Source organism: Paenibacillus sp. S29, from assembly GCF_049319765.1.
Taxonomy (GTDB): Bacteria; Bacillota; Bacilli; order Paenibacillales; family Paenibacillaceae; genus Paenibacillus; species Paenibacillus polymyxa_B.
The window spans coordinates 38,315-51,759 of sequence record NZ_JBMOUI010000002.1; the positions used below are offsets into that span (position 1 = coordinate 38,315).

The 13,445-nt window shown below is 48.0% G+C and carries 1 protein-coding gene; it reads left to right on the forward strand.

The window, feature by feature from the left end:
• The first annotated feature begins 21 nt into the window (after window positions 1-21).
• Window positions 22-13,422 carry an SDR family NAD(P)-dependent oxidoreductase gene (locus tag ACL9RM_RS03285; protein ID WP_414126199.1) on the forward strand — a complete coding sequence of 4,467 codons (13,401 nt, stop codon included), beginning with the start codon at window positions 22-24 and terminating at the stop codon, window positions 13,420-13,422.
• Window positions 13,423-13,445 lie beyond the last annotated feature (23 nt).

The following is a 13,445-nucleotide window of genomic DNA, read 5'->3' on the forward strand; positions in this document are numbered from 1 at the left end:
TACAGCTAGGAGGACATGTTTATGGATTCAAAAGATATTTTTCGTGCGGTGCAAGCAGGGGAAATAAATTATGAAGATGCTGAAAAACAATTGCTTCAATTTATTGGCGAGCTCCCGGATGAATCATTGGAAGCCAGTCCACAGGAATTATCAGAAAGAATGGCTTTCACGTTGCAACCATTGGACAGCTTCCACACGCCGGAGGATGGGGAGGAGATAAGCCCCCCCAAAATAAAGGTACAGTCTGTGGTTGAATTGCAGGAATTTGAGCACGGGATTGTCTTATTGAAAATGAAGGACACGGCGCACAAAAATACATTTTCCGATGAACTGATTATTGGCCTGAATCAGGCGTTTGAGACAGTGCAGGCTAACGAGAATTATAAAGTTGTGATTCTGACGGGATATGACACCTACTTTGCCACAGGAGGCACCCAAGAGGGATTGCTGGCTATCCATGAGGGAAAGGCAAAATATAGCGATACCAATGTTTACAAGATTGCTTTGGATTGCAAGCTGCCCGTCATCGCTGCTATGCAGGGACATGGGATTGGTGCTGGCTGGTGCATGGGGATGTTTTGCGATTTTATCGTGATGAGTCGGGAAAGCATCTATACTACTAACTTTATGAAGTACGGCTTTACCCCCGGAGCGGGTTCAACCCTGATTTTCCCTGAGAAATTCGGGGTTAGTATGGCACAGGAAATTTTATTTACAGGTACTAGATATAGCGGTTCGGAACTGGAAACCAAAGGGGTTCCTTTTCCGGTTGTACCGAGGAATGAAGTAGTGCCATACGCCATGCAGTTGGCAAGAAAACTGTCCGAGTCTCCCAGGGAGTCATTAATTGAGCTGAAAAACCATATGGCTCAATCGATAAGAGAAAAGCTGGCGGCTACTATTGAAAAAGAAATAAAAATGCAGGATAAAACGTTTGTGAATCAGCAAGAAGTTAAAGAACGGATTCAATTCGCCTATGGACAGCTGCCGAATAGCAATGATTCCCACAAAACGGTCAAGCATATTGATTCTAAAAAAGCTATGCCAGATATGCCGCGCGGTCAGGAACATAAGGAGTCTATCGCGATTATTGGTATGGCAGGGCAATTCCCCGAATCCAAGACTTTGGCTGAATTTTGGGACAATCTGGCTCAGGGAAGGGATTGTATATCGGAAATCCCTTCAACGCGATGGTCAATCGATGAATATTACGATACCGATCCCAAGGCTCAGGGAAAAACCTATAGCAAATGGATGGGTGTTTTAGAGGATGTAGATAAATTTGACCCGTTGTTCTTTAATATATCCCCTGCTGAAGCAGAGATGATGGACCCTCAACAGCGCCTGTTTCTTGAAAGCAGCTGGAAATGCATTGAAGATGCCGGATTGAATCCAGCCTCACTGTCGGAGAGCCGATGCGGTGTTTTTGTAGGTTGTGCAGCCAGTGATTATGGGAGGTCCATGAGTGGGCAGGGGTTAAATGCGCAGGTTCTCATGGGAGGGGCTCCTTCAATTCTATCCGCTCGGATTTCGTATCTGCTAAATTTGAAAGGTCCTTCTTTGGCTATTGATACCGCGTGCTCTTCCTCTCTGGTGGCCATTGCTGAAGCCTGCAACAGTCTCCTTTTAGAAACAAGTGACCTTGCTTTGGCAGGCGGAGTCATGATTATGGCTGGTCCGGGAATGCATGTTATGACTAGCAAGGCAGGAATGCTGTCCAAGGATGGACGGTGCTTTACCTTTGATGCCCGTGCAAACGGGTTTGTCCCCGGAGAAGGAGTTGGGGTCATTTTATTAAAACGGCTCTCTGATGCAGTCAGAGACAAGGACTCCATATATGGAGTTATTCGGGGATGGGGAATGAACCAGGATGGAAAAACCAACGGAATAACTGCCCCAAGTGTAAATTCACAAATCTCGCTGGAAAAAGACGTATATCGACGGTTTAACATTCATCCCGAAACCATCTCCATGATCGAGGCTCACGGGACAGGAACAAAGCTGGGTGATCCTATCGAGGTGGAGGGACTTACGGAATCATTCCGATCCTATACAAGCAAGAAGGGCTATTGCGCATTGGGGTCACTGAAAAGCAATATGGGTCATATGATGACTGCGGCCGGGGTGGCCAGTGTGATGAAAGTGCTGCTGGCCATGAAGCACCGCCAATTGCCGCCTACCATCCATTTCGAATCCTTAAATGAGCATATTTCTCTGGAGAATAGCCCGTTCTACATTAACACCGGTCTACAAAGTTGGGAGCCCGAACCGGGAGTACCCCGGCGTGCGGGCGTAAGTTCCTTCGGATTTAGCGGCACTAACGCTCATATGGTTATTGAAGAATATGTTCCTGTAGTCTCTGCGGTCAATCTACCCCCAGTGGGTAAAGACAACCCGGGACTATTTGTGCTGTCCGCTAAAAGTGAACAATCCTTGAAAACCTATGCAGCAGATATGATGAATTTTGTTAAGTTGCAAGAAAGCGTTAATCTGACGGACCTGACCTATACCTTGCAAGTGGGAAGAGAGGCTATGGACTGGCGTCTCGCGTTTTTGACGGATTCAAGAGAAAATCTGATAGATGAACTTGAACTTTTTATTAACGGAAGCTCGTCGGAAAAAGTGCTGATCGGCCGTGTGAACTATGCAGGTAGCGGAATCGAACTCTTGGATTCGGACGAAGACACCGGAACCCTGGTTCGGGCCTGGACTGAGAAGAAAAGACTTGATAAGGTAGCCAAATTGTGGGCCAATGGCGCAAGCATTGAATGGGACGCACTTTATGGAGATACCAAGCCCAGACGAATCAGTCTGCCGACCTATCCTTTTGAAAGGGCACGCTATTGGTTATCCGAAACAGACACTGGACAAGGCAGTGTAAATCTGGCTATGACTGCCCAAATTCATCCTTTATTGCATCAGAATATTTCCGACCTCTCCGGACAACGTTATAGCTCTACTTTTACAGGCCGGGAATTTTTCCTGTCAGACCACAGAATCAAGGGTCAACAAACATTACCCGGGGTGGCTTACCTCGAAATGGTGCGAGCAGCTGTAGAAGAGGCAGTGGGGGCCGTAGTAGAAGGTGAGACTCATATTCGGCTGAAAAATATCGTATGGGCTCGGCCTGTGGTTGTAGCAGACGAACTGGTGAGGGTACTCATCAGTCTATATCCCCAAGACAATGGAGAGATTGCGTTTGAAATATGTAGCGGCATGGAAGGAGCCGACGCCGAAGGGATTATACACAGTCAGGGAATGGCTGTGTTGGAGAGGGCTGGCGAGCTACAGTATCTGGACCTGAATGTCTTGCGGGCAGACTGTACCCGCACACCACTTTCTTCAAGCCAATGCTATGAAGCTTTCAGAGCCATGGGGATAGACTATGGACCCGCACACCGTGGCATTGAGGCAATCTTTCGAGGAAAGGATTACGTGCTGGCCAAGCTGTCCCTACCATCCGCTGTACTCCATACTCAAAGTGAATTTGTACTGCATCCAGCTTTGATGGATTCAACTTTGCAGGCCACAATCGGCTTGGTAATGAGTTCGGAAGAAAATTTGCCTGTAGGCAAGCCTGCGTTACCCTTTGCTTTGGAGGAACTGAAGATATCCGAAAAATGCACTCCAGAGATGTGGGCCCGGATCTCTCACGATGGCAGTGAAGAGACGTCGAATGGATTAAGTAAGGTGGATATTGATCTGTGCGATGAGACCGGAAAGATTTGCGTGCAGCTCAAAGGACTTTTATCCAGAGCGTTTGAAGGAGATATGGGGCAAGCCAGCATCACTGAGGATATGGGTACACTGATGCTTGAGCCTGTCTGGCAGGAGATGCCTGTCACCGCAGGGGTGAACGCAAACGAAGATATCCGGTATGTTGTGATCCTGTGTGAAGTGGATGGTATCGCCGGGGAGGATATTGAAGCCCGCATGGATGGTACTCGCTGCCTTGTTTTACAGTCCTCCAGCGCGGATATGGACGGTCGGTTTGAAGATTATACCATTCAGATATTTGAAGAATTGCAAAGTATCCTGCTAGACATACCCAAACAGAAAGTTTTGATACAGCTTGCAACCCACGCTCGGAAGGACCAACAGGTTTATTCCGGGCTTTTTGCAATGCTGAAAACCGCTCAAAAAGAAAATCCGAATGTCATGGGTCAGTTGCTTGAGCTTGATGTGGAGGATGATGTCGAAGGAATCATTGAGAAACTACAAGGGAACCGGAGTGGCCGGTATAACGAACGGATACGGTACCAAGGGGACAAACGACAGGCTTTAATATGGCAAGAAATTGAAGCCTTACGTGAAGATGCAGACCTGCCGTGGAGAGATGGTGGGATTTATCTCATTACTGGTGGCTTAGGCGGCCTCGGGCTTATTTTTGCCAGAGACATTGTGCGCAATGTGAAAAACTCCACCGTCGTATTGGTGGGTCGGTCATCACTTTCTGCGGACCAAAAGGCTCTGTTAAACGAACTGAGAGCGCTGGGTGGTCATATAGAGTACCAACAGGCGGATGTGGGCCACAACGAATCGGTTACCGGGCTAATTCATGGCATCGTCGAGCAATTTGGCGGCCTTAACGGTATTTTGCACACAGCCGGAGTGATTCGAGACAACTTCATCATCAAGAAGACTAAAGAAGAGGTTAGAGAAGTGCTGACTCCGAAGGTCTCAGGGGTGATGAATCTGGACCAGGCCAGCAGAGACCTGCCCCTGGATTTCTTTATCTTATTTTCTTCGGGCGCAGGAAGCCTTGGCAATGTAGGACAGGTTGACTACTCCGCTGCTAATGGCTTTATGGATGCCTATGCCTCCTATCGAAATGCTTTGGTGACAGCAAAGCAGCGCCAAGGGCAAACGCTGTCGATAAACTGGCCTCTGTGGAAGGATGGAGGCATGCATGTCGACCTGGAAACGGAAAGGGCAATGCAGGGCCTAGGCATGCTTGCCATGCAAACGGAGAGTGGAATCAAAGCTTTGTATCAAAGTCTGTCTTCCGGCAGAAGTCAGGTTATGGTGATCGAAGGATATCCCCAAAGGATTAAAGCGGCAATTTTAGGCCAGCTCTCGGAAACTGATGTCTCAGGCCGATCTGTAATGGAAAGCGAGGGAGCACCGCTTATCGGAGAAGAATGGCTAAGGGAAAAAGCGGAGGGGTATTTGAAAACGGTACTTTCAACCGTGATCAAGCTGCCCGCTGAAAGTATAGATGTAAATGCACCAATGGACAGGTATGGGATTGACTCCATACTGGTTATGCAGCTTACCAATGAATTGGAAAAGACTTTCGGCTCACTACCGAAAACATTATTTTTTGAATACCAAAATCTCCGGTCATTGACGGGTTATTTCCTTGAATCGTATCGCGGTCGGCTGATTGATGCTGTAGAAGCGACAGATAAGAATACGGCTCCTGATGCAGGCCCGAAAGTACCTATAAAAGCAACCATAGAGCCTTTGACCTCGATATCGACTAATCGTAGGCGCCCATGGCTTCTCCCGACAGGTATACAGCCACATCAGGAGAAGAAGGCGCTAGACATTGCAATTATCGGCGTGTCGGGAAGATATCCGGGAGCACTAGGTATCCGAGAGTTCTGGGAAAACCTAAGGGATGGAAAGGATTGCATTACAGAGATTCCCAAGGGGCGCTGGGATCACAGTCTGTACTTTAATGAAACCAGAGGCAAGCCTGGGAAAACCTACAGCAAGTGGGGAGGGTTCATCGATGGAGTGGACTGGTTTGACCCGTTGTTTTTCAATATTTCGCCAAGGGAAGCGGAAACGATGGACCCGCAGGAGCGCTTATTCCTGGAATGCGTTTATGAAACGATAGAGGATGCAGGTTATACGAGAGAAAGCCTTTGTGCAGAGCGGGAGCTTGGCGGCATAGAAGGCAATGTCGGGGTTTACGTTGGAGTGATGTACCATGAGTATCAACTTTATGGAGCCCAGGAACAAGCCAAGGGAAGGATGATTGGGCTTTTCGGTAATGCCTCGGCGGTTGCCAACCGGGTATCGTATTTTTGTAATTTTCAAGGGCCAAGTATCGCTGTAGATACTATGTGCTCCTCGTCACTGACATCAATTCATATGGCCTGTCATGGACTGCAGCATGGAGAATGCGAACTGGCAGTAGCAGGAGGGGTCAACGTCTCCATCCATCCTAACAAATACCTATTGTTGGGACAGGGAAGTTTTGCATCAAGCAATGGGAGATGTGAAAGCTTCGGACAGGGAGACGGATATGTACCGGGAGAAGGAGTCGGAGCTTTGCTGCTCAAGCCATTAGCCAAAGCCATAGCAGACGGAGACCGGATATATGGAGTTATCAAAGGAACTGCAGTGAACCACGGGGGGAAAACCAACGGCTATACCGTACCTAACCCCAACGCACAGGCCAGTGTAATTGGTCAGGCAATTAAGGAGGCAGGAATCAACCCCAGAACCATCAGCTATATAGAAGCCCATGGAACAGGAACTCCACTGGGAGATCCGATTGAAATTGCAGGCTTACAAAAGGCCTTCCGGAAATATACCGGCGATAAGCAGTTCTGTTCAATCGGGTCGGCGAAGTCTAATATCGGGCATTGTGAGAGTGCTGCTGGCATCGCCGCGGTGACAAAGGTGCTTTTGCAGTTGAAATATAAACAAATCGTGCCTTCGCTGCATGCAAGCACCTTAAATCCCAATATCGACTTCAGCGATAGTCCCTTTAAAGTTCAGCAGGGGTTAGAAGAGTGGAAAAGACCAGTAGTTGCTATCAATGGTGAAACCAGAGAATACCCAAGGGCAGCAGGAGTATCGGCCTTTGGTGCTGGGGGCTCTAACGCTCATGTGGTCATCGAAGAATATATTCCAGAAGAAGCTAGTCAGCAGCAAGCTGCGCCTGCATCCCTGAATCCTGTCATGATCGTGTTGTCGGCCAAAAATAAGGAAAGGCTGGACGAGCAGGTGCAAAGATTGCTGTCTGCAATCAGAGAGCTGAATGACCCGCAGGCAAGTCTCTCAGATATCGCCTACACGCTGCAAATCGGGCGGGAAGCGATGGACGAACGTTTGGCGATCATTGCAAAATCCATCCAAGAGCTTGATTGGAAATTGGAAGGCTTCCTGCAAAAAAAGGAAGGCGTAGAAGAACTGTATAGAGGACAGGTAAAGCGTAATAGAGGAGGGCTTGTCACTCAGGAAGTCGATGAAGATATGGCTAAAATGATTGATGCATGGGTGGACAAAGGGAAGTATGGAAAGCTCGCTGAACTTTGGGTTACGGGACTGATTTTAGATTGGAACAAGCTTTATGAGGATGTGAAGCCTCGCAGGATGAGTCTGCCAACCTATCCTTTTGCCAGAGAAAGTTATTGGATACCCGTACATGAGGGAAAGAGCGCCGCAATAACAGAAGCCGCTTCGTCCCAATCTTCCTTTTTGACACCTTTACTGCATCAGAACACTTCAGACTTTCTGGAGCAGCGGTTCAGTTCAACGTTTACAGGCGAGGAATTTTTCCTCAAGGATCATGTTGTGAAAGGCCAAAAGGTTCTGCCTGGCGTAGCCTATCTTGAGATGGTACGGGCGGCTGTAGAACGTTCCACAGGCGATATGGACAACAGCACAACAGGAATCCGTTTGAAAAATGTAAACTGGATTCGGCCCATTGTGGTGGACAACCAGCCAGTTCCTGTACACACCAGGCTATCCCTGGAAGACACCGGAAAAATAAGCTTTGAAGTGTATAGCGGGCAAGTAGGAAGCGAAAGAGGGCATACCGTGCATAGCCAAGGTGATGCGGTGCAGGTTTGCGTAGAGCAAAAACCGAGACTAAACCTTAAGGCGTTACAGACAGATTTTGGTCAACACAGGTTTAACGGATCGCAATGTTACGAAATCTTCGAGGAAATGGGAATGGATTATGGCCCGGCATACAGATGTGTGGAGAAGGTATATACACATCCGGGCAGGGTGCTAGCCGAGCTGGCATTGCCTTCCTTCATTTCTAATATGGCGGACAGCTTGGTCCTTCACCCCAGCTTGCTGGATTCGGCCTTGCATGCATCCATCGGGTTAATCATGGGCCAAGAGAACGGAGGGCTACCGGGTAGCGCTGTACCAGCTACGCCTCATATGCCGTTTGCCCTCCAAGAGATTGAGATTTATGGGGCATGCACCCCGACCATGTGGTCGTTGATTCAATACAGCGAGGGCAGCAAGAAAGAAGACAAGGTACAGAAGCTTAATATTGACTTGTGTGATGAGGAAGGAACTATTTTCGTCAGAATAACAGGATTATCCACCCGGGCGCTGGACGGAGAAGTCGTCATTGAAAATGCACAAGGCGCAGCGGCAGGAGAAAGTGCCGCCGATCCGCTTGTGGGATCTGTAATGCTCATCCCGAAATGGGACCCAGCTGCTATAAAAAAAGATGTCGTTTCCCCGTCATCGACAGACCGATTGGTCATTGCAGGTGGTACTGTCAAAGACAGACAGGCCATCCGGGAGTATTATCCTAGGGCGCATTTCTTGGAGCTTCAAGCGCACGATTCCATTGAAACAGTTGCCTCAAAGATAGAAGAATATGGAGCCGTTGACCATATTCTGTGGATTGCACCCTGTGCTCCCGTCGAATCGGTGATTGCCGAATCCTTGATCAAGGAACAGGAGCAGGGAGTCCTACTCTTCTTTAGAATGGTCAAAGCGATGCTTTTATTGGGATACGGGACGAAAAAGCTAGGCTGGACAACGATAACCAATCAAGCTCAGCCGATGGATCAGAACGATACAGTCAACCCGACTCACGCAAGTCTTCATGGGCTGGTAGGCACCATGGCCAAAGAATATCCGAACTGGAAAATCCGTATCCTTGACCTGCAATCCGATGATGACTGGCCGCTATCCGATATATTTACGCTGCCTTCGGACCGGCAAGGACGGATGTGGGTTTTCAGAAATGGACAGTGGTATCGGCAGCAATTGATTCCATTCAAACAGACTTCAGGTTTAAAAGGACAGACGCTATACAAAGCCAGAGGCGTCTATGTAGTCATCGGGGGCGCCGGCACTATCGGAGAGGCTTGGAGCAAGTATATGGCCTGTACCTACCAGGCCCAGATGGTGTGGCTAGGCAGAAGGCAAAAGGATGCCTCTATCCAGGCCAAACTGGACGGATTTGAAGGCCTGGGACCTGTTCCATGCTATATCACGGCGGATGTAGCAGACGAAAGGGAGCTGCAGCGGGCATATGAGGAAATAAAACAGCGGTACTCCAACATAAACGGAGTAGTCCACTCAGCCATTTCATTTTTGGAGAAGGGCTTGGAAGATTTGACGGAGGAAGAGCTCCGGTCAGGGCTTTCAGCAAAGGTTGATGTCAGTGTACGCATGGCTCAGGTCTTCCAAAATGAGCCGTTGGATTTCGTATTGTTCTTCTCTTCCATGATTACCTATGTAAAGAATCCGGGACAAAGTAGCTATGCTGCCGGAAGTACCTTTAAAGACGCGTTTGCGCATCGTCTTTCGCAGGAATGGCGTTGTCCGGTGAAGGTCATGAACTGGGGATATTGGGGGAGCGGCGAAAACAATGCCTCCGAAAATGGACGGCAGGAGGTAGAAAACTACTCCAGACTTGCGCAAATAGGTGTTGGGCTCATTGACCCGCAGGAGGGGATGGAGGCGCTTGAGACGCTTCTTGCCTCACCGATCGACCAAATGGGGCTTATGAAAACAACAAGACATCTGGAGATGGAAGGGACTAATCCGACAGAAGAGATTGATCTCTACCCGCCTAATTCGGATCCGAACCTCAGGGATATACAGGAAAATATTGCTACAGCAATACAATCAAGAAGCCATTTTATCGAAAATTATGCCGCAGACGATATGGGCGATCTCCAGGAAAGGGAGATGGAACATCTCCTACACAGGTTGTTGCGGGAGCAGCTCTTGTCCATGGGGTTATCAGGGACAGATCGTCAGTCTGTCGACGAGTTCAAAAATAAACTCGGACTTCCTGAGCTATATGGCAAATGGCTGAAAGAGAGCATGCAGATTTTGGCACAGATGGATAACGACCTATCAGGTAGAGATTCCAGCTTGACGGATCGAGATGATGTCTGGCAGGAATGGGAAGATCGCAAGCGTACTTGGCTGCAATATCCGCAGATGAGAGCAAGGGTCAATTTGGTTGAGACAACGCTACGAGCTTTACCGGAAGTGCTTACCGGAAAATCGCCTGCGACCGAAATCATCTTCCCCAATTCCTCAATGGAACTAGTGGAAGGAATTTATAAGAACAATCTGGTTGTGGACTACTTTAATGAGGTACTTGCCGATACTACTGCCGCTTATATCCAGGAGAGGATTATGGCCGACGCCGCTGCGGAAATCAGAATTCTGGAAATCGGCGCGGGCACCGGAGGGACCAGTGCTACGCTATTCCTGAAATTACGCCCATATCGCAAACACGTTCAGGAATATTGCTATACCGATATTTCCAAGGCCTTTTTGATGCACGCGGAAAAAGAGTATGGGCTGCATAATCCGTATCTCAGCTATCAGATTTTTAACATTGAAGAACCTATTGCCGGGCAAGGTATTGAGACGGGGAAATATGATATTGTCATTGCCGCTAATGTGCTTCATACCGCAAAAGACATCCGTCAGGCATTACGTAATGCAAAAGCGGTTTTGAAAAGCAACGGCTTGCTCCTGCTCAATGAAATCACAGGTAGTAGCGTGTTTACCCACCTTACCTTCGGATTGCTAGATGGCTGGTGGGCGTATGAGGATCCGGAATTGCGTATTCCTGGATGCCCAGGGCTCCACCCTCAAATATGGGAAACCGTATTGGACAAAGAAGGTTTCCATGCAGCGTTCTTCCCGGCGCAAGAGGCGCATGATTGGGGCCAGCAGATTGTTGCAGCCCAAAGCGATGGCTTGGTTCGGCAAAAGCGACAGCACAAACGAAGATCAATATTGATAGAGAAAAGAACCGTAGAAACGGTATCAGTGAAACAACGAACTCAACCCAAAATAGAGGTAGCACAAGCAGAGGTAGAACATGTGCTGCGTGAAAAAAGTACGGCGTACTTTAAACATTTGCTTGGTGAGACGCTAAAAATGGAACCGGGAAGTATCGACTCAACGGTTGCCCTGGAAGAGTATGGAATTGACTCGATATTGGTAGTGCAAATCACAAATGTTTTGCGTGAAGTCATCGAGGATTTTGCCAGCACGCTGTTTTTTGAGTACAACACCATAGATGATCTAGTAGCATACCTTCTTCAAACGCAAAAGGACTCGTTGAAGAAGCTGGTAGGAATGAAGGAACAGGAGTTGACCGAAGAGACTTCCAGAGTTGAAGAGGGCCCTGCTTCGCAATTACTCGCTACTGTCCCAATGAGGTTTGACCGGGGAGGGCGTTTCCTTAAGCCTTCTGACAGCACAATGGAAAAGCCAACGACACGATCCTTCAATATCAGGGATGTTGCGATTGTTGGGATGTCAGGACGCTATCCGGGAGCTCGTAATATAGAGGAATATTGGAACAATCTAAGAGAAGGTAAAAATTGCATAACTGAAATTCCGAAAGACCGTTGGGATTGGAAGACCTACTTTGACCAAGAAAAAGGGAAAAGGGGCACAATCTATACGAAATCGGGTGGTTTTATCGAAGGCATTGATTTATTCGATCCGCTATTTTTCAAAATTTCTCCCGCAGAAGCCGAAACAATGGACCCGCAGGAAAGACTGTTCCTGGAAGCAGCATATGCAAGCATAGAGGATGCTGGGTATACCCCTGCCAATCTTTGTGTGAGTAGAAGAGTCGGTGTATTTGCAGGTGTTATGAACGGAAATTACGGTCTGGGACCTCAATATAATTCCATCTCGAACCGGGTTTCCTATCATTTGGATTTCCAAGGTCCGAGTATGTCCTTAGATACCGCTTGCTCTTCCTCATTGACGGCGATCCATTTGGCTTTGGAAAGTCTGTATAGCGGTACAAGCGAGTGTGCCATTGCCGGGGGAGTCAACTTAATTGTAGATCCTATCCACTATATCAAGCTGTCGGCTATGACGATGCTTTCTAAAACGGGTGAATGTAAGTCATTCGGAGACCAGGCAGATGGATTTGTCGACGGAGAGGGTGTCGGCGCGATCGTGTTGAAGCCGTTGGAGAAGGCCATTGCAGATGGCGACCATATTTATGGAGTTATCAAAGGGAGCATGCTTAATGCTTCAGGTAAAACCAGCGGTTATACAGTACCTAGCCCTCAAGCTCAATCCTGGTTGATTGAAGAAGCGCTCCAGCGTGCGGATGTCGATGCAAGGACAGTTAGTTACATTGAAGCCCATGGAACCGGTACAGCTCTGGGAGATCCTATTGAAATTGCAGGATTGACAAGGGCTTTCGAAAAATTCACAAAGGATAAGCAGTTCTGTGCCATAGGGGCGGTCAAATCGAATATAGGCCATTGTGAGAGTGCAGCAGGCATTGCAGGGGTGACTAAAATATTGTTGCAGCTTAAGCACAGCCAGCTAGTACCATCCTTACATTCCGGGAAGTTGAACCCTGAAATTAATTTCAACAATACTCCATTTATCGTTCAGCAAAGCCTGGAGGAATGGAAGAGACCGGTAATTACAAGCGATGGAATCACAAAAGAATATCCAAGACGGGCTGGAATATCGTCTTTTGGTGCAGGCGGGGCAAACGCCCATATCGTGATTGAAGAGTATACTCCCGAGTATCAGGAACAGTCTGGAACAGAATCTGACTCTCAGGGACCTGCTATGATCGTATTGTCAGCCAAGAGCGAGGAGCAGCTTAAGGAAAAGGGACGGCAACTGCTGAATGCTCTTCAGGGTCAGCTATCCTCCGCAAGCCTATCGGATATTGCTTACACGCTTCAGGTGGGGCGCGAGGCGATGGAGGAGCGTTTAGCCGTACTTGTGGAATCTACCGCAGAGCTTGAGGAAAAATTAAAGAGTTTTGTGGATGGACGTCATAACATGCTCAACCTATATAGGGGACAGGCTAAACGCAACAGAGAATCGTTGTCTATTTTTTCGGGGGACGAAGACTTGCAACAAATGATCGATCTTTGGATTTCCAAAAAGAAATATACCAAGCTTTTGGAGCTGTGGGCTAAAGGGATAAATTTGGATTGGAAAAAACTTTACACAGGGAAGATGCCTCACCGTATCAGCCTGCCTACCTACCCTTTTGCTAAAGAGCATTACTGGACTTCTGAAAGCAAGGATCAAGTAAAAGCCTATGCATTATTTTCGCAAGGTGAGAGCGATGTAGACTTTGATGATATATTGTGCGGCAGACTCTTGGATGAAATGATGAACGATACCCTGTCTGTTGATGAGGCTGCCAGTGAAATCCTCAATATATGTATACGTAAATGAGAAGTTTCTACGTGCTGGGAGGC